Here is a 17,115-nt window from a genome sequence, read left to right as displayed (position 1 = left end):
GATCGGGGCGGGTGGGCTCGTGCGGCGGAACACCCAGCCGCGGAGGAGGACGAAGCGGAGCAGGGTCGCCAGCGCGTTGGCGACGACCAGCGCGCCCACCTCGGTGCTGCGGGCCGGTGCGTCGGTGACCGCGTGCAGGGCGGCGAGGGTGCCGCTGGTCAACGCCAGGCCGAGGCCGAGGACGACCAGCCCCTGCAGCTGGGCGCGGCCGGCGCCGGGGCCGCCGCGGATGCCGAAGGTGATCCGCCGGTTGGCCGCGGTGTTCCCGATCGCGGTCACCAGCAGCGCGACCAGGTTCGCCGGCTGGGCGGAGACGACGCCGCGCAGCGCCACGAACAGCACCAGGTAGGCCAGCGTCGACAGCACGCCGATGGCGGCGAAGCGGAGCAGCTGACCGACCAGCCCGGCCGGCACCCCGGGGACCGGGTCGGCCAACGGCCCGCGGCCGAGGGAGGCGCGGAGCTCGGCGACCGGCAGCCGGCCGGTGGCCAGCGCGCGCAGCATCCGGGCGATCCCGGCCAGGTCGGCCCGTGCGGTGGCCACGACGTCGACCCGGCTGTCGGCGTCGTCGACCCAGTCGACGGGGACCTCGTGGATCCGCAGCCCGCTGCGCTCGGCGAGCACGAGCAGCTCGGTGTCGAAGAACCAGCCGGTGTCCTCGACCAGCGGCAGCAGCCGGGCGGCGACGTCGGCGCGGACCGCCTTGAACCCGCACTGCGCGTCCGAGAGCCGGGTGGCCAGCGCCCCGCGCAGCAGCAGGTTGTAGCCGCGGGAGATGACCTCGCGCTTCGCGCCGCGCACCACCCGCGACGACGGCGCGAGCCGGGTGCCGATCGCCAGGTCGGAGTGGCCGCTGATCAGCGGGGCGACCAGGGGCAGCAGGGCGGCGAGGTCGGTGGACAGGTCGACGTCCATGTAGACCAGCACCGGCGCCGGGGAGCGCAGCCACGCGGTGCGCAGCGCCCGGCCGCGGCCGGCCTCGGGCAGCACCAGCACCTCGATGCCGGGCAGCTCGGCGGCGATCCGCCGGGCGACGGCGACGGTGCCGTCGGTGCTGGCGTTCTCCGCGACGGTGATCCGGAACGGGTAGGGCAGCTGGCTGGACAGGTGGGCGTGCAGCCGGCGCAGGCAGGGCTCGAGGTCGGTCTCCTCGTCGTGCACGGGGACGACGACGTCGACGACCGGTGTGCGGTGGTCGGCGCCGGCGGTCGGTTCGGCGGTGCTCGGGTGCTGCAGGGGCATGGCACGACCGTCGGGTCCGCGGCTGGTGCGGCTCCCTGCTCCGGCTACGCGTCCCCTGTGAGTGGTGCGTGCGCGGTGTGGCTCCCGCCACCCGGAGATGGGTGTGGCCGGCGGCGCGGTGGGGGTAGCGGCCGGGGATGAGAGCAGTCGGAGTGACGGAGTTCGGCGGGCCCGAGGTCCTGCACCTGGTCGACGTCCCGGCCGAGCCGCTGGGTCCGGGCCAGGTCCGGGTGCGGGTGACGGCGGCGACGGTGAACCCGACGGACACCTACGCCCGCAACGGCACCTACGCCGGGCGCGACCCGGTCAAGGAGTTCCCCTACGTCCCTGGCATGGACGTCGCCGGGGTGCTCGCCGAGGTCGCCGACGGCGTGCAGACCGACCTGGAGGTCGGCGCGCACGTGATGGGCATCGTCGTCCCCTCCGGCGCGCACGGCGGCTACCGCGAGGACATCGTGCTGCCGGCGCGCTCGATCGCCCGGGTGCCGGCCGGTGCCGGTGACGCGGCGGCGTCGACGTTGCCGATGAACGGGCTGACCGCACGGCTGGCGCTGGACAAGATGGCGCTGCAGGCCAGGCAGGTCCTCGCGGTGACCGGTGCCGCCGGTGCCTTCGGCGGGTACGTCGTCCAGCTGGCGAAGACCGAGGGGCTGACCGTCGTCGCCGACGCCGCGGAGGCCGACGAGGACCTGGTGCGCGAGCTGGGGGCCGACGTCGTCGTCCGCCGTGGGGACGACGTCGCCGCCCGGATCCGCGAGCAGTTCCCCGACGGCGTGGACGGGCTGGCCGACGGGTCGGTGCAGGACGCCGCCGTGCTGCCCGCGGTCAAGGACGGCGGTGCGGTCGCCACCGTCCGCGGCTACCGCGGTGACGGGCAGCGGGACCTGCGGGTCCACCCGGTGCTGGTACGCCGGTACGCGGAGGAGGCCGAGGCGCTCGACCGGCTGCGCGAGCAGGTGGAGGAGGGCGAGCTGACGCTGCGGGTGGCGCAGACGTTCCCGGCCGCCGACGCCGCGGAGGCGCACCGCCGGCTCGAGGCCGGCGGCGTCCGCGGCCGCCTGGTGCTGACCTTCTGAGAGGACCCCGCTGGCCCTCACGACAAGTGCCTGGCGGCTTCGCGCCGGGACAGCGGGCTCAGCTCGTGCCCGGCGAGGAAGCCGCGCACCCAGGCCGGGTCGGTCTTGGCCAGGTCGCGCAGTGCCCAGCCGATCGCCTTGCGGACGAAGAACTCCGGGTCCGCGGCGTTGACCTCGATCACCTCGGCGAGCAGCGCCCGGTCGGTGCGGTCCCGCGCGCCCAGCTGGGCGATGACGGCGCTGCGCCGCAGCCACCGGTCCGCCGACCGCGCCCAGTCCTGCAGCACCGGCGCCAGCTGGGCCGGGTGGGCCAGCAGCAGGTCGCGGACCCGGCCGGCGACGCCGTCGACGAGGTCCCACCACGCCCCGGTGGTGATCATCTCCTCGTACAGCGGGAGGAGTTCCAGGGCACCGCGGGCCACCGGCAGCCCGGTGAGCGCGATCGCCGCATACCGCTCCTCCCGGTACGCCGCGCCGCGCCACAGCGCGCTCGCCGCCTGCTCGACGTCCGCTGCGGTCGCCGGCGGGTCCGCTGTCGCCGCCGCCCGGGTCAGCCGGCGCACCTCGGGCAGCCGTACGCCGAGGCAGGGCTCCGTCGTCTTCAGGTAGGCCTGCATCCCGCGTGCCCGCTCCGGGTCGGCGACCGAGCGCAGCGCGGCGCGCACGTCGGCGACGAGGGCCTCCACCGCGGTGTGCCTCAGCGGCGCCGGGCGGCCATCGGCAGCCAGACGGCCAGGCCCATCAGCAGCACGGCCAGCGGCACGTGCACCGCGACGCTGCCGCCACCCGCGCGGCCCAGGAAGTACTCGACCACCAGCAGGACCAGCAGCAGCGCCGTCCCGACCAGCAGGTCGCGGCGGTGCCGGAGCCAGACGACGGCGGCCACGGTGGCGACCGCGGCGAGGGTCACGGTCGCCTCGGCGCCGTGCTGGTGCACCGAGTACCAGGTGCTGCCGTCGGTGTCGGGGCGCAGGAACAGGCCGGCCCACAGCGCCTGCAGCAGGACCCCGAGCGAGGTGAGCCCGATCAGCGCGGACCAGGCGGGAGGCGGCTTCAGGGACGTCGTCCCGCTCGTGACCATGGCCCGATCCTGCCAGCCGCCGCGGCCCGTGCGAGGCTGCCGGACGGAGCCGCTCATGGTCGTGCGGCCGGCACCGGGAGGCGACGTGAACGGCGCGCAGGCAGTCATCCGCACCCTCGTGGCAGGCGGGGTGGAGGTGTGCTTCGCCAACCCCGGCACCTCGGAGATGCACTTCGTCGCGGCGCTGGACGACGTGCCGGAGATGCGGGCGGTGCTGACCCTGTTCGAGGGGGTCGCGACCGGCGCGGCCGACGGCTGGGCGCGGATGACCGGCCGGCCGGCGGCCACCCTGCTGCACCTGGGGCCGGGGCTGGGCAACGGGCTGGCGAACCTGCACAACGCCCGCCGCGCCCGGGTCCCGCTGGTCAACGTGGTCGGCGACCACGCGCTGGGTCACAAGCGGCTGGACGCCCCGCTGGAGTCCGACATCGACGCGGTCGCCGGCACGGTGTCGGGCTGGCTGCGCCGGTCGCTGACTACTGGGGACGTCGGCGCGGACACCACCGACGCGATCACCGCCGCGCGCGGCTGGCCCGGTCAGGTGGCCACGCTGGTGCTGCCGGCCGACGTGTCCTGGAGCGAGGGGGCTGCCGTCGGACCGGTCCGGGGGCCGCGGGCCGCACCCCGGGTGCCGGACGTCGAGATCGAGGGGCTGGCCGACGTGCTCGGCCCCTCGACCGTCCTCTTCCTCGGCGGGACGGCGCTGCAGGAGGCCGGGCTGATGCCGGCGGCGAAGGTGGCCGCCGGCACCGGCACCCGGCTGCTCGCAGAGACCTTCCCGGCCCGGATGCGGCGTGGCGCCGGGCTCCCCGACGTCCTCAAGCTGCCCTATCCGCCCGACGGGGCCCGCAAGCAGTTGGACGGCGTGGAGCACCTGGTGCTGGCCGGCGCGGTCGAGCCGGTCGCCTTCTTCGGCTACCCCGGGACGGACGGGCGGCTGGTGCCCGAGGGCTGCACCGTGCACGTGCTGGCCACGCCCGGGGAGGACGTCGCCGGCGCGCTGCTCGCGCTGGCCGACCGGGCCGCTCCCGACGCGACGCCGCAGGTGGCCGAGGCCCGGCGCCCGGAGCTGCCCACCGGCCGGCTGGACGTCAAGGCCCTCGCCGAGGTGGTCGGGGCGCTGCTGCCCGAGCGGGCCGTCGTCGTCGACGAGGCGGTGACCAGCGGGTACTTCCTGCCCGGGGCCACCGTCGGGGCGCCGGCGCACGACTGGCTGACGCTGACCGGCGGGGCGATCGGCCAGGGCCTGCCGGTGGCCACCGGCGCCGCGGTGGCCGCTCCCGACCGGCCGGTGATCGCGCTGCAGGCCGACGGCAGCGCGATGTACACGATCCAGGCGCTGTGGACCCAGGCCCGCGAGCAGCTCGACGTCACCACCGTCGTCTGCGACAACGGCGCCTACGCCATCCTCGCCGCCGAGCTGGAGAACGTCGGCGCCGCGAGCGGGGGAGAGCGCGCCGGGAAGCTGCTGGACCTGGGCGGGCCGGCGCTGGACTTCGTCGCGCTGGCCACCGGGATGGGCGTGCCGGCGACCCGGGCCACGACCGCGGAGGAGCTGGCCGATCAGTTCCGCGCCGCGCTGGCCGAGCCCGGGCCGCACCTGATCGACGCCGTCCTGACCCGGAGCTGATCGAGCGGCGGTGAGGTGCGCGCGGTCCCGACCGCCGCGAGGATGAACAGCGGTCGGGACCCGTGAGCAGTGCGGTCCGCCGACGTCTGCCGCGGTCACCGGGATCAGCCCATGCCCCCACCCCCTTCTTCGCCGGCCGGGAGTCCTACCGAGCTGGGTCCAGGCGGGCCGGGGGCACGGGGATTCCGGCCGGACATCGAGGGGCTGCGCGCCGTGGCCGTCCTCGCGGTCGTGCTCTTCCACGCCGGGGTGCCGGGACTCGATGGTGGTTTCGTCGGGGTCGACGTGTTCTTCGTGGTCTCGGGGTTTCTCATCACCGGGCTCCTCTGGCACGAGGTGGCCGGCACGGGCGGCGTCCGCCTGGCCCGCTTCTTCGGCGCCCGGGCGCGACGGCTGTTGCCCGCGGCGACCCTGGCACTGGTTGCGACCGCGGTCGCCGCCGCGTGCGTGCTGCCGCCGCTGGCGGCGCGGACGGTGCTCGGCGACGCGGTCGCCAGCGCGCTCTACGTCGGCAACTACCGGTTGGCGCTACGGGGCACCGACTACCTGGCTGCGGACGCGCCGCCGTCCCCCTTCCAGCACTACTGGTCCCTGGGCGTGGAGGAGCAGTTCTACCTGTTCTGGCCGGTCCTGATGATCGTCACGGCCTGGGCGGCGCGAACCGTACTCCGCCGCCGCGCGGCCCGGGGAGCGCTTCCGGTCGCGCCGTTCGTCGTGGTGCTCGTCGTCGTCGCCCTCGGCTCCCTGCCCACGTCGCTGTCCTGGACGGTGACCTCTCCGCCGTGGGCGTTCTTCTCCCTGCCCAGCCGTGCCTGGGAGCTGGCCGTCGGCGGCCTGGTGGCGCTGACCGCGGGCAGCGGGCGCCGGCTGCCCGCTGCGACTGCCGCGGTGGCCGGCTGGGCCGGGCTGGCGCTGGTGGTCGACAGCTGCATCCGGTTCGGTGAGGCCACCCCCTATCCGGGGGTGGCCGCGCTGGCGCCGGTGCTGGGGACGGCGCTGGTGCTGATCGCCGGTGGCGGAACCGTGCGCTGGGGCGTGGGCACCGTCCTGGCGGTGGCACCACTGCGGGCCCTGGGCCGCTGCTCCTACAGCTGGTACCTCTGGCACTGGCCGGCGCTGCTGCTGGTACCGGCCGCCCTCGGGCACGACCTGCCGCTGGCGGGCCGGCTCGCCGTCGCCGCCGGCAGCGGGGTGCTCGCCGTCCTCACCCGGCGCCTGGTCGAGGACCCGATCCGGTTTGCGGCCCCGCTGCGGCAGGCACCGGGCCGCAGCCTGCTGCTGGGCGGTGGCCTGACGGCCACCGGCGTCGCCGTGGCCGTCATCGCCATGATCACCTTCCCGCCTCCGGTCGGCACCGGTGCCGTGGCGGACGCCCCGAGCCTGCAGGCGGCGGGAGCGGCGGGCGACCAGGAACCGGCGCCGCCGTCCGTCGACCCCGCGGATGCGCTCGTGCACGACCTCACCGGCCAGGTGCAGGCCGCCGTCGCGGCCTCGGTCGACGTCGGGCCGGTGCCGGCCAACCTCACCCCGTCGCTGGCCGACGCCCCGGACGACAAGCCCGAGGTGTTCGTCAACGGCTGCGTGCGCAGCTGGCTCTACATCGGCCAGGGCGAGTGCGCCTCGGCGGTCACCACCTCGCCCACGACGGTCGCGCTGGTCGGTGACTCCCATGCCGCGATGTGGCAGCCGGCGATGGAGCAGGTGGCCACGCAGCGGGGGTGGCGGTTGGAGACGATGACCAAGGTCACCTGCCCGCTGCTCGACCTGCCGATCACGAGCCCGTACCTGGGGCGGGAGTACACCGAGTGCGAGCAGTGGCGCGGGCAGGTCCTGGACCGGTTGCGGGCCGAGCACCCGGCGCTGATCGTGCTGGCCACCGCCCACCACTACGGCGCGGACTTCGGGTTCACCGTCGGCGACCGACAGTGGACGGACGCGCTCACCCGCACGGTGCCGCAACTGCGCGCCACCGGGGCCACCGTGCTGGTGTTGGGTGCGGTCCCGTCACCGCGGATGAACGCCCCCACGTGCCTGTCCGGGCACCTGGACTCGGCTGCGGCCTGCGGCCTGCCCCGGGCTCGGGCTCTGGACGATGCCGGAACGGCAGCCGAGGCGGTGGCCACCGCCGCCGGTGGTGGCCAGTACGCCGACATCTCCGCGTTGTTCTGCACTGCCGACCGGTGCCCCGTCGTCATCGGGGACCTGCTGGTCTTCCGCGACGACAACCACATCAGCGTCGAGTACGCCCAGTGGCTCGCGCCCGTGGTGGGTGCGCTGGTCGACCGAGCCGTACTGCGGGGCTGACGCCGTCCTGCGCCCGGTGGTGGGCACGGGACCGGACCGGTTCGCTCTCCCGTCGCGCTCCCGTCGGTCCCGGGCGCAGCCGCGCTCGGCGGGTGAAGACGGTGCGCCGCTGCACCTGGTAGGTGGCGGTCACCACCAGCACCTCGGAGAGCAGCTCGGCCCGCAGCAGCGCCACCTCAAGCGCGGTGAAGGCTGCCAGCAGCAGGTAGCTGGCGGCGAACAGTGCCCTCGCCCAGCGGGTCGTCCACCAGCCCGCCGTGGAAGAGCATGGTCGAGGAGCCGCCGCCGTCGAGGTCGTAGGCGGTGATGCAGCCGAGGCCGGGCAAGACGACAGCCGGCTCGGGCAGCAAGACGCCTTCGCCGTAGCCCTCGCGGCGGCCGTCGACGACGACGAGGACCAGGTGGTTGGCGAGATCTCCCGCAGGCATGTCGCCGTTCTGCGGACGGCGGGTGTGCCGCCCGCCTGCCGAGCCTGTGTGTCCGCTCATCGGGGTCAGCCGAGCTCGGCGAGGGCGGCCGCGATGTCCTCCTCGGCTCGAGCCTTGTCGACGCCGAGGCCGGTGAGCAGTCCGGCGCCGTCCTCGAGCTCGAGCAGGGCGAGGAGCAGGTGCTCGGTGCCGACGTAGTTGTGGCCCAGCCGGAGCGCCTCGCGGAAGGTGAGCTCCAGCGCCTTCTTCGCGCTGCTGCCGAACGGGATGAGCGCGGGCAGCTCCTCGACGGCGGGCGGCAGCGTCGCGGTGACCGTCTCCCGGACGGCGTCCAGCGAGAGCCCCTGGGCGACGAGTGCCCGCCCGGCCAGCGCCTCGGGCTCGACGAGCAGGCCCAGCACCAGGTGCGCCGGGGTGATCTCGGCGTTGCCGCTCGTGCGGGCCGCCTCCTGGGCGGCGACGACGACGTGCCGGGCCCGGGTGGTGAAGCGGGTGAAGCCCTGCTCGGCGTCCAGCGGCGGGTCCTTGGGCACGAACCGCTTCTGCGCGGCCTGCTTGGTCACGCCCATGCTCCGGCCGATGTCGGTCCAGGAGGCGCCCGAGCGGCGGGCCTGGTCGACGAAGTGGCCGATCAGGTGGTCGGCGACCTCGCCCAGGGCTTCGGCGGCGAGGACGGCGTCGGTGAGCTGGTCCAGCGGCTCGTCGTGCACCTTCTGGATGGCGGAGATGAGGTCGTCGAGGCGGACGGTGGGGGGCATCTGCACCGGATTGCTCATGCCGTCAACGGTAGGTTGACGATTCGGTCACCGTCAACCCGCGGTTGACGGCGCGGCGCGTTTCCCGATGATCAATCCGGGGCATCTCCCGGGCCCCGGACCGAGGAGGACCCCTGTGGACACCTGGCTGATCGTGGTCATCGTCATCGCCGTGCTGGTCGTGCTGGCGCTGATCGCCCTGGCAGCCGCCAAGCGGACCCGGGTCGGCAAGGCGCGCAAGGCGGCCCAGGCCCGCGAGCACCTGCGCGAGGCCGAGCTCCGGGGTGCGAAGGCCGAGCAGGAGCAGGCGCTCGCCGACGAGCAGGCAGCCCGGGCGCGCCGGGAGCGGGCGGAGGTCCAGCTCCGCTCCGCCGAGGCGGAGCGTGAGGCCCGGGAACGCTCCGAGCACGCCCAGCAGGAGCGGTCGGCTGCGGAGCAGCTGAAGGCCAAGGCCGAGAAGCTCGCCCCGGGGCTGTCGCACCGCGACGGCCACGTCGGGGGCGCGCAGGCCGCCGACGTCACCCAGCAGATCCGCCGCGAGGACATCCAACGCGGGTCGAACGGTGGCGGCGCCAACCGCGCCTGACCTGCCGCACCGACGGGCCGCCTCCCTCCGGGGAGGCGGCCCGTCGCGTTTTCTCGATCCGTGACGAAACTGCTCTGGACGAAACGGGCGGGTGCCGAGCATCCTGGACGCCCACCACACACCACTCGCCTGGGACCCGTGTCCCTGTCAGCTCGAGAGTTCGTGACCGTCCAGCTGGACCTCCGCGTCTTCGCCGTGCGGTGCACCCGTCGTCGCCTGGGAACGAATCACTCAAGGAGCAGTCGTGGTCTTCCACCCGTTCAGAAACGTGATCGTGTGCCACATGGTCCCTGGTAGCGAGGACAAGGTCGGTCCTGTCTTCGGCCACTACGACGGGATCACCCGACCGCAGGACCTCGGTGTCATCGGGCGGGTCCTGCTCTCGCACGACGACCTGTACATCCACATCGTCGAACGCAAGCAGGACCCGGCGATCTCCGGCCAGCGCCGCGGGCTGCCGGCGTTCGAGAAGATCGCCGAGGCCATCGGACCGTACGTGACGCCGTACCCGAGCTACTGGGAGAACCCGTCCCACTCCGTCGCCAAGGAGTTCTACCACTGGGTGCCGGAGGGGGACGTCCCCGCTGGCGGGGAGCTGACGGTGATCGTCCAGCGGATGAAGCCCGGCTCGGAACCCGACATCGCGCGGGTGTTCACCGAGTCCGACGCGGGGCCGCTGCCACGCGAGACCGGCGTCACCGGGCGCTGGCTGTACTCGATCGACGACGTGTTCGTGCACCTCCTCGAGCAGGACAGGGAGATGGCCGCGACCGTGCGGCAGGACCACGAGTCGCTGAGGCCGGCCTTCGCCAAGGTCATGGAGGGGCTCAGTCCCTACGTCAGCCCCTACCGCCCCGAGAAGTGGCAGGCCCCGAAGGACTCGGTCGCCCACGTCTTCTACCGCTGGCAGGCCGAGGACTGGCGACCCGAGGACTGAGCACGACCCCGGTGGGGCACCGTCCGGCGCCCCACCGGGGTCGTCCCCGCTCGGCGCGTGTGAGGCTTGGGACAACGACACGGCGATCTGACGTGCGCAGCACCCGCTCCACCAGGGTGGCCCGCTGCCCGGCCGGAGATCGTCGGTCAGCTCCCCGAGGGCTCGGCCAGCGGCGCCAGGTCGCAGGCGGCGGCGAAGCCTTGGGACTCGATGCCCAGCGCGGTGTTGCTGCGGGTGTAGAGGTTGGCCAGCGCGACGAAGGCGGTCAGCTCGACCATGGCCGGCGCCCCGAGCAGGCCGAGCAGCCGGGCGGACAGCTCGTCGGTGACCGTGGGCGGGGTCTGGGTCATCGCCTCGGCGTACTCCAGCACGTCGCGCTCGACCGGGGTGAACACGTCCGACTCCCGCCAGCGCGGCACCTCCCGGGCCTTGGTGAGGTCAAGGCCCTCGTTGGCGGCCAGGAAGTAGCCGAGGTCGAGGCACCAGCTGCAGCCGACCAGGCTGGCTACCGCCATGTGCGCGAAGGACTTCAGGTCCGCGTTGCAGCGGTCCCACTTCTTCGACTTGCGGCCGACGGTGAAGCTGAAGTCGACGATCTTGCGGTTGTGCCAGGCGACCTCGACCGGCTCGGCGACCTCGCCGAACATCCGGCGCGACATCCGCTTCACGATCGCGCCGTAGACGCCGGTCAGCTCGGCCTTGGGGATCCTGGTGGTGCTGGCCATGACTCCTCCTCGGGTGGGTGTCCTGGCATCAAGACGCCGCCCGGCCCGCGGATGTGACATGAGTGCGGAGGTCACCGCCACGCGTCGTGGCAACCCGGCTGACAGCTGACAGTGACGGGCGAACGCCCCGAGCGTTCACCTGATCGGGTGAACGTGGCCGTCGTTCGTCACAGTTTGTCCACAGGAGCCCGGCAAGAGACGGTTCCGTTCCCTTACAGTCACCGCACTCAAGACGACCAAGTGGCTGTTCAACGGGGGTGTCGTGCCGGCTGTGAGCTCTGTCGTCGACCTGGTCGACGGCGAGGTGCGGGAGCTGATCCGCCGGCGGGGGCTCGACCCGTTCACCGACCCGGCTCCGGTGCGGCTGCTCGTCCGGGACGTGGTCGCCGACTACTCGGAGCGGTCGCTGTCCTCGGCGCTGCCGCCGATCGGCGACCCGGACGGGGTGGCCCGGGACGTGCTCGACCGGGTCGCCGGCTACGGGCCGCTGCAGCGCTGGCTGGACGACCCGGAGGTGGAGGAGATCTGGGTCAACGAGCCGGGTCGGGTCTTCGTCGCCCGCCGCGGCCGCAGCGAGCTGACCACGACGATCCTGGGTGCGGGGCAGCTGGCCGACCTGGTCGAGCGGATGCTGCGCACCTCGGGTCGGCGCATCGACATGAGCACGCCGTTCGTGGACGCGATGCTCCCCGACGGGTCCCGGCTGCACGTGGTCATCCCCGACGTCACGCGCCGGCACATGGCGGTCAACATCCGGAAGTTCGTGCTGCAGGCGCACAGCCTGGACGAACTGGTGGCGTTGGGGACGCTGACGACCCAGGTGGCCCGGTTCCTGGAGGCCTCGGTCGCCGCCGGGCTCAACGTCCTGGTCTCCGGCGGCACGCAGGCCGGCAAGACCACGCTGCTGAACTGCCTCTGCGCGGCGATCCCGGCCCGCGAGCGGGTGGTCACCTGCGAGGAGGTCTTCGAGCTGCGGGTTCCGCTGCCCGACGTGGTCGCCATGCAGACCCGCCAGCCCAACCTGGAAGGGGCGGGGGAGATCCCGCTGCGCCGGCTGGTGAAGGAGGCGCTGCGGATGCGGCCCTCCCGGCTGGTGGTGGGCGAGGTCCGGCAGGAGGAGTGCCTGGACCTGCTCATCGCGCTGAACAGCGGACTTCCCGGGATGTGCACGCTGCACGCCAACAGCGCGCGTGAGGCCGTGGTCAAGATGTGCACCTTGCCGCTGCTGGCGGGGGAGAACATCGGCCACGCCTTCGTCGTCCCCACCGTGGCATCCAGCGTCGACCTCGTGGTGCACGTGGGCACCGACCCGAGCGGGCAGCGCCGACTGCGTGAGGTCGTGGCCCTGTCCGGCCGCACCGAGGGCAGCGTGGTCGAGACCGCCGACGTCTTCACCACCCGCGAGGGCCGGCTGGTGCGCGCTGACGGCTACCCGCCGCACGCCGACCGCTTCGCCGCGCACGGCTTCGACCTCGCCGCGCTGCTCGGGGACCGGGCGTGACCTCCTCCGGCGGCCTGCTCGGGCTGGGCCTGGGCATCGGGCTGCTGCTGATCTGGCGCAGCGGCTCCCGGGCGCCGGTGCGACGGTCCGGCGTCACCCGACCCGGGCGACGTCAGCAGCTGCTCGCCGCCGCCGGCCTGACCGGCATCAACTCCGCCCAGCTCCTCGCCCTGCAGGTGGCGCTCGGCCTGGTCGCGACCGTCCTCGTGCTGCTGACCACCCGGACGGTCACCATCAGCGGAGTCTTCGGGGTGTTCGGGGCGGCGGTGCCGTACCTGCTCGTGCGCCGGCTGGCCGCCAAGCGCCGGGCCGACCTCCGCGAGGTCTGGCCCGAGGTGGTGGACAACCTGGCGTCGGCAGTGCGCGCCGGCCTGTCCCTGCCCGAGGCGCTGTCCGCGCTCGCGGTCCGCGGGCCCGACGTGCTCCGCCCGGCGTTCGGGCGGTTCGCCGCCGACCACCGGAGCAGCGGCCGGTTCAGCGACGCACTCGACCGGCTCAAGGACGACCTGGCCGACCCGGTGGGCGACCGCATCGTCGAGACGCTGCGGGTCGCCCGTGAGGTCGGCGGCAGCGACCTGGGCCGGGTGCTCCGCACGCTGGCCGCCTTCCTCCGCGAGGACGCCCGCGCCCGCGCCGAGCTGGAGACCCGGCAGGGCTGGGTGGTGCAGGCGGCCCGGCTCGCCGTCGGGGCGCCCTGGGTCGTCCTGCTCCTGCTGGCCACCCAGCAGCAGACGCTGACCGCCTACGACAGCCCGGTCGGGACGGCGCTGCTGATCGGCGGGGGCGTGGTCTGCCTGGTGGCCTACCGGCTGATGCTGCGCATCGGGCGGCTCCCTGAGGACGTCCGGGTGCTGCAGGCATGAGTGCCGGACTGGCCGGGATGCTGCTCGGGCTCGCCGCGGGCACCGGCGTGCTGCTCGTCGTGGCCTTCTCCCCGCCGTTCCGGCAGGTGCGGCTGGTCGACCGGCTGGCGCCGTACGTGCACGACAGCCCTGCGCCGTCCCGGCTGCTGGGAACCGCCACCCAGCCCGGCATGCTCACCGCCGCGCGGCGGGTGTTCGGGCCGGTGCTGGCCGATGCCGCCCGCCACGTCGACCGACTGCTCGGCGGCCGGGTCGCGGTGCGCCGCCGGCTGGACGCGCTCGGCGCGGACACCTCGGTCGAGGACTTCCGGGTCGAGCAGGTGGTGTGGGGCGGGCTCGGACTGCTGGGCGCCGCCGTGGTCGCCGCAGCCGGGTCGGCGCTGGCGGGCTCGGTCAACGTGCTCTCCGTCGTCCTGCTGGGCGTCGGTGGCCTGGTCGGTGGCGTGCTCGGTCGCGACTGGTGGCTCACCCAGCAGGTCCAGCGCCGGGAGGAGCTGCTGCTCGCGGAGTTCCCGGTCGTCGCGGAGCTGCTCGCGCTGGCGGTGACGGCGGGGGAGAGCCCGACCGCGGCGATCGCGCGGGTGACCCGGCTGTCCGGCGGCGAGCTGGCCCGCGAGCTCAGCGCCACCCTGGGCCGGGCCCGGGCCGGGGTGCCGCTGGTCGAGGCACTGCAGCAGCTGGCCGACCGCACCTCGCTGGACGCGCTGGCCCGCTTCGTCGACGGCCTGGTCGTCGCCATCGAGCGCGGCACACCGCTGGCCGAGGTGCTCCGGGCGCAGGCCGCCGACGTCCGGGAGGCCGGGAAGCGGCAGCTGCTGGAGGCCGGCGGCCGCAAGGAGATCGCGATGATGGTGCCGGTCGTGTTCCTGGTGCTGCCGGTCACCGTCTTGTTCGCCCTGTTCCCGGGGCTGATCAGCATCGTCTCGCTGGCGCAGTGACGCCGGTGACCGACAGAGGAGGACGACGGATGCGCGGATACGCGTTCCTGCTGGCTGCGCTCGCGGCCCTGACCGCCCGGCTGCGGGAGGACGATCCCGAGCGGGGCGACGTCCCGGGCTGGGTGATGATCACGGTGATGACGGCGGCCCTGGTGCTGGCCATCCTCGTGCCGTTCCGGACGGCGATCGTGGACGCGGTCTCCCGGGCGTTGGAGTCCGTCACGAGTGCTGGCTGACGCCCCGCTGCCGACCCGCGACCGCGACCGGGAGCGCGGCAGCGCGGTCGTCGACTTCGTGCTGGTCGGCGTGCTGGTTGTGGCGCTGCTGCTCGCGGTGCTGCAGATCGCGGTCTACGTGCACCTGCGCAACATCGTCGTGGCCAGCGCGCAGGAGGGTGCCCGCTACGCGGCGGACGCCGACGTGCCGACCGATGCCGGCGTCGGCCGGACGCTCGAGGTGGTCGGGAAGGCGACCTCCGCGCGGACGGCGGCGGGGCTGAGCTGCACGTCGGTGCAGGAGGTCGACGGCAGCGGGCTGACCCTGGTCGTCGTCCGCTGCACCGGTGCGGTGCCCAGCCTGTTCGCGGCGCTGGGGGACCTGCTGCCGCTGGAGGCCACTGGCCGCGCGGTGGAGGAGGCGCCATGAGGCGGCTGCGCGCCCGGTTGGCCGGCGAGGGCGGTTCGGCGATCGTGGAGTTCGTCTTCATCGCGCTGGTGGTGTTCCTGCCGCTGGTCTACCTGGTGGCCGGGTTCTCCGCGGTGCAGCGCGGGGTGTTCGCCGCGACCGAGGCGGCGCGGGAGGCCGGCCGGGCGCTGGGCACCGCGCCGGATGCGGTCACCGGTCTGGCGCGGGCGGAGGCGGCGGTGGCGATCGCGGTGGAGGACCAGTCGGTGGAGGCGACCGACGTGGTGCTGGCCTACGCGCCGGTGGGTGCGGGTTGTGGCGCGGCGGGCGGCTATCGGCCGGCGCTGACGCCGGGGGAGGAGTTCATCGTGTGCGTGACGGTGACCGTGCGGGTGCCATTGCTGCCGGACTTCATCGACGCCAACACCGCCACCGGTGAGTTCGTCGTCGAGCGCGACCGCTACGTCGACGGCTGACCCGTCCGCCGGTGTAACAAGCAGCAGGCGAGCTCCGCGTGGGCTGGGCGCGGGGCAGGATCATGCCCGCGTCAGCGGAGACCAGGAACAGTCACCCCCTGGGCGCTGCCTTGAGCGGCGTTGCTGCCGGACCGGGTTGAGCCCGGCGAACGCATCCCGGCATGGCGCATGGCGCCGAACTCGAGGGCGTCAAGCACGAGCTCGGGCGCATCGAGGTGGCCGCCCCCAGCCCAGCAGGTCAGGACGAGGACGTATGGGCCAGCGACTCGCTCAGCTCAACAGGCGCCGGGCCCAGTCGTCGCGACCGGGATGAACTCCAACCGCAGCGTGTCGGACCGCGGCAGCACGATGGCCGGACGGGCTGCGGGTGCCCAGTCCGCGGGGAGGAGGAGGTACTGGTCGCCCGCCTGCGGGACGAGCTTCAGCCCTTGGTACCGGAATCCGTACGCACCCTCCGGACTGGTTGCCGGCTCCTCCGTCAGGCCGGCGGTGGACAGGTTGAGGCTCTTCTCGCTGTAGAGGACGACGTCCGGCGCGCACCGCAGATTGGCCCAGAATCCCTGCGCGTCCTGCGGCCCCAGCCGAAGCGCGTAGCTCCCCACAGCCCAGAACAATCCGACACCGAAGAGGACGGACAGACAGACCCATTTGGCGACGGTCAGGGCCACGTGGCCGGGTCCGTGGTCTGGCTCGGCCGGCCGGGTTGCCGCAAGGAGGGCCCGCCGGGCCAGCGCGAAGACGCTGCGCGGGGTCGCGGTGTCGGCGGTTGCGCGCTCCCGCTCGGCCGCTCCGGTCGGCGCCAGGGTGGCCCGCAGGCGTGCGGCCCAGGCCAGCAGCACCACCCCCGCTGACAGGCTGATCCCGCGGCCCTCCGGGAACGAGGGCGGGAACACCCGCAGGCGGAGCAGCGTCTCGGCGGCCACCAGAGCCAGTAGCGCGGCGCCTCCCGCGGCGACGACGGGCAGGAGCGTGAAGGACAGCCAGCGGCGGACCCTGTCGGACGACCGCTCGAGCGGCAGGCGGTAGATCCACAGCGACACGAGCATCACTGCTGCCAGGGTGGCCAGCGGCATGACCGCGGTGCTCGCACTCAGGATGAGCAGGCCCTGCGTCGGCAGGTCGAGGACGGTGTAGTTCACCCCGAAGTACCGGTAGTAGCCGATGGCGTACATCAGCCCGAAGTAGACGAAGAGCGCGGTCAACAGCGTCGTCGGGGCGACGATCGACCCAACGACCTGCAGCGCCTTGGGAACGGCCTCGGCCGCCTCGAACGGCGCCGCGGCCATCCGGCCCTGCCGATCCGACACCTCGGACCCGTCCTGCCGCTCCCGGGACCCGGCGTCCTCGGCCGACGGCGACGAGCCGGGTGCCAGCAGGCGTGAGCCGACCGCGACCGCAGCGGCCGATCGGGCGCCCTGCGCAGGGGCGCCCGGATCGGCGACCTGGTCGGTGCTGGCCGTCACGCGGGGTCCGGCCGGGGCTGGCGGGGCCGGCCGGTCACGTGGACGAGGCGCCGGGCCGGTCACCTCGCCGGCAGTGGCCGCCGCGGGCGAGTCCCGGTGACCGGTGCCGGTCCTCTGGGTCACCCGGCGTCCTCCGGGTCGAACGGCTCGCACTCGACCTCGATGGTGACGTCGGCCGGCACGGTCACCTCGGTCCCGGGGTCGGGGTCGATGTCGGTGATGCTGCATGCGCTGTAGAGCGGCTTGCCCTGGTCGTCGACGAGCTCGGCGTAGTCGGGGCCCGGGTTCGGGATCTCGATCAGTTCCCCGTCGACGTAGCCGAGGACCACGACGGACAGCGTGATGCAGTCGGCGTCGTGGTGGTCGGTCTCGCACTCGCCCTGGAAGCCCAGCCTCCACGACTCCTCGTCCGCGAGGTCACCCCCCACGCCGGGGAGGTCGTAGGTGACGGTCCCGGGTGGCGGGTTGGGGTTCGGCTTGGGGGCC

At 74.2% G+C, this 17,115-nt stretch carries 19 protein-coding genes; 11 read left to right on the top strand and 8 right to left on the bottom strand.

The features are described from left to right. Positions 1-1,242: bifunctional glycosyltransferase family 2/GtrA family protein (locus tag FHL80_RS22855; protein WP_138735633.1), on the bottom strand; the 1,242-nt coding region annotated here is incomplete at its 3' end. Between the two features lie 152 nt (positions 1,243-1,394). Between FHL80_RS22855 and FHL80_RS22850 the strand changes: the two genes are divergently transcribed. Then, positions 1,395-2,318: a quinone oxidoreductase family protein gene (locus FHL80_RS22850; RefSeq protein ID WP_246078891.1), complete on the top strand. Its 924-nt coding sequence runs from the start codon at positions 1,395-1,397 to the stop codon at positions 2,316-2,318. Positions 2,319-2,335: 17 nt separating this feature from the next. Here the strand turns inward: FHL80_RS22850 and FHL80_RS22845 are convergent, their stop codons facing one another. Both FHL80_RS22845 and FHL80_RS22840 read right to left on the bottom strand, forming a co-directional pair. Further along, on the bottom strand, positions 2,336-3,004 hold the full coding sequence (locus FHL80_RS22845) for a DNA alkylation repair protein (RefSeq protein ID WP_138735631.1): 669 nt from the start codon (positions 3,002-3,004) through the stop codon (positions 2,336-2,338). An 11-nt stretch (positions 3,005-3,015) separates the two neighbouring features. Beyond that, positions 3,016-3,399, bottom strand: coding sequence for a hypothetical protein (locus FHL80_RS22840; RefSeq protein ID WP_138735630.1), 384 nt, complete (start codon positions 3,397-3,399; stop codon positions 3,016-3,018). 85 nt (positions 3,400-3,484) lie between these two features. Here FHL80_RS22840 and FHL80_RS22835 point away from each other — a divergent pair, with 85 nt between their 5' ends. Both FHL80_RS22835 and FHL80_RS22830 read left to right on the top strand, forming a co-directional pair. Then, positions 3,485-5,029, top strand: coding sequence for an acetolactate synthase large subunit (locus FHL80_RS22835; protein ID WP_138735629.1), 1,545 nt, complete (start codon positions 3,485-3,487; stop codon positions 5,027-5,029). Positions 5,030-5,140: 111 nt separating this feature from the next. Beyond that, positions 5,141-7,333 carry an acyltransferase family protein gene (locus FHL80_RS22830; RefSeq protein ID WP_138735628.1) on the top strand — a complete coding sequence of 731 codons (2,193 nt, stop codon included), beginning with the start codon at positions 5,141-5,143 and terminating at the stop codon, positions 7,331-7,333. Positions 7,334-7,509: 176 nt separating this feature from the next. Here the strand turns inward: FHL80_RS22830 and FHL80_RS22825 are convergent, their stop codons facing one another. Together FHL80_RS22825 and FHL80_RS22820 are read right to left on the bottom strand one after the other, a co-directional pair. Further along, the gene (locus FHL80_RS22825; RefSeq protein WP_138735627.1) at positions 7,510-7,821 is read right to left on the bottom strand and encodes a phosphodiester glycosidase family protein; all 312 of its coding nucleotides are present in this window, start codon (positions 7,819-7,821) and stop codon (positions 7,510-7,512) included. Positions 7,822-7,826: 5 nt separating this feature from the next. Continuing rightward, positions 7,827-8,537, bottom strand: a complete 711-nt coding sequence (locus FHL80_RS22820; protein WP_138735626.1) for a Clp protease N-terminal domain-containing protein — start codon at positions 8,535-8,537, stop codon at positions 7,827-7,829. A 115-nt stretch (positions 8,538-8,652) separates the two neighbouring features. Between FHL80_RS22820 and FHL80_RS22815 the strand changes: the two genes are divergently transcribed. Then, entirely contained in the window at positions 8,653-9,102 is a 450-nt protein-coding gene (locus FHL80_RS22815) for a hypothetical protein (protein WP_138735625.1), read from the top strand. 244 nt (positions 9,103-9,346) lie between these two features. Further along, positions 9,347-10,039 (top strand): TcmI family type II polyketide cyclase, encoded by a 693-nt coding sequence (locus FHL80_RS22810; RefSeq protein ID WP_342777349.1) that lies wholly within the window; start codon positions 9,347-9,349, stop codon positions 10,037-10,039. Between the two features lie 146 nt (positions 10,040-10,185). Here the strand turns inward: FHL80_RS22810 and FHL80_RS22805 are convergent, their stop codons facing one another. Next, positions 10,186-10,764, bottom strand: a complete 579-nt coding sequence (locus FHL80_RS22805) for a carboxymuconolactone decarboxylase family protein (RefSeq protein WP_138735623.1) — start codon at positions 10,762-10,764, stop codon at positions 10,186-10,188. A gap of 271 nt (positions 10,765-11,035) precedes the next feature. Between FHL80_RS22805 and FHL80_RS22800 the strand changes: the two genes are divergently transcribed. From FHL80_RS22800 to FHL80_RS22775, 6 genes are read left to right on the top strand one after another with little or no spacing between them, the layout of a single operon-like run. After that, positions 11,036-12,265: a TadA family conjugal transfer-associated ATPase gene (locus FHL80_RS22800; protein ID WP_138735622.1), complete on the top strand. Its 1,230-nt coding sequence runs from the start codon at positions 11,036-11,038 to the stop codon at positions 12,263-12,265. Then, on the top strand, positions 12,262-13,128 hold the full coding sequence (locus tag FHL80_RS22795) for a type II secretion system F family protein (protein ID WP_216870976.1): 867 nt from the start codon (positions 12,262-12,264) through the stop codon (positions 13,126-13,128). The genes FHL80_RS22800 and FHL80_RS22795 overlap by 4 nt, the downstream gene beginning before the upstream one ends. Beyond that, positions 13,125-14,066 carry a type II secretion system F family protein gene (locus FHL80_RS22790; protein WP_138735621.1) on the top strand — a complete coding sequence of 314 codons (942 nt, stop codon included), beginning with the start codon at positions 13,125-13,127 and terminating at the stop codon, positions 14,064-14,066. Before FHL80_RS22795 ends, FHL80_RS22790 begins: the two co-directional genes overlap by 4 nt. Before the next feature lie 29 nt (positions 14,067-14,095). Next, positions 14,096-14,302 (top strand): hypothetical protein, encoded by a 207-nt coding sequence (locus FHL80_RS22785; RefSeq protein ID WP_138735620.1) that lies wholly within the window; start codon positions 14,096-14,098, stop codon positions 14,300-14,302. Next, the gene (locus FHL80_RS22780; RefSeq protein WP_246078890.1) at positions 14,292-14,711 is read left to right on the top strand and encodes a TadE/TadG family type IV pilus assembly protein; all 420 of its coding nucleotides are present in this window, start codon (positions 14,292-14,294) and stop codon (positions 14,709-14,711) included. Before FHL80_RS22785 ends, FHL80_RS22780 begins: the two co-directional genes overlap by 11 nt. Next, the gene (locus FHL80_RS22775) at positions 14,708-15,166 is read left to right on the top strand and encodes a hypothetical protein (protein ID WP_138735619.1); all 459 of its coding nucleotides are present in this window, start codon (positions 14,708-14,710) and stop codon (positions 15,164-15,166) included. Before FHL80_RS22780 ends, FHL80_RS22775 begins: the two co-directional genes overlap by 4 nt. Positions 15,167-15,441: 275 nt before the next feature. Here the strand turns inward: FHL80_RS22775 and FHL80_RS22770 are convergent, their stop codons facing one another. After that, positions 15,442-16,452 carry a hypothetical protein gene (locus tag FHL80_RS22770; RefSeq protein WP_138735618.1) on the bottom strand — a complete coding sequence of 337 codons (1,011 nt, stop codon included), beginning with the start codon at positions 16,450-16,452 and terminating at the stop codon, positions 15,442-15,444. Positions 16,453-16,748: 296 nt separating this feature from the next. Then, positions 16,749-17,115, bottom strand: a 367-nt coding sequence (locus tag FHL80_RS25835; RefSeq protein ID WP_216870975.1) for a hypothetical protein, incomplete at its 5' end; no start/stop codon positions are given.

The organism is Modestobacter excelsi (genome assembly GCF_005930495.1).
In the GTDB taxonomy this organism is placed as follows: Bacteria; Actinomycetota; Actinomycetes; order Mycobacteriales; family Geodermatophilaceae; genus Modestobacter; species Modestobacter excelsi.
The sequence above is the reverse complement of the archived record's forward strand: the minus strand, read 5'-3'. Positions and strand labels throughout refer to the sequence as shown.